Below are 241 nucleotides of genomic sequence, written 5' to 3'. Positions count from 1 at the left end.
GCCTTGCACCGTACCTGCGCATGAAGCAGGAAGGCATGACCGGCAACGAAAGCCGTATCGTCGACTGGCTGCTCCAGCCGGGTAACCTGAGCGGCGCGCCTGCGATTAAAGACGTTGCCGAAACGCTGATGGTGTCGGAAGCGATGATCGTGAAAGTGGCCAAACTGCTCGGCTTTAGCGGTTTCCGTAACCTGCGTGCGGCGCTGGTCGACTACTTCTCGCAATCCGAACAAGTATTACC

At 58.1% G+C, this 241-nt stretch carries 1 pseudogene; it reads left to right on the top strand.

Features of this window, described 5'->3' with window-relative positions:
* Window positions 1–241: pseudogene (locus tag RTW80_RS30580) on the top strand (transcriptional regulator); the annotation flags it as partial.

Origin of the sequence: Escherichia sp. AM3 (assembly GCF_032029835.1) — a bacterium.
GTDB classification, from domain to species: domain Bacteria; phylum Pseudomonadota; class Gammaproteobacteria; order Enterobacterales; family Enterobacteriaceae; genus Escherichia; species Escherichia coli.
Note: the sequence above shows the minus strand (reverse complement) of the source record. Positions and strands in the feature narration are given on the sequence as shown.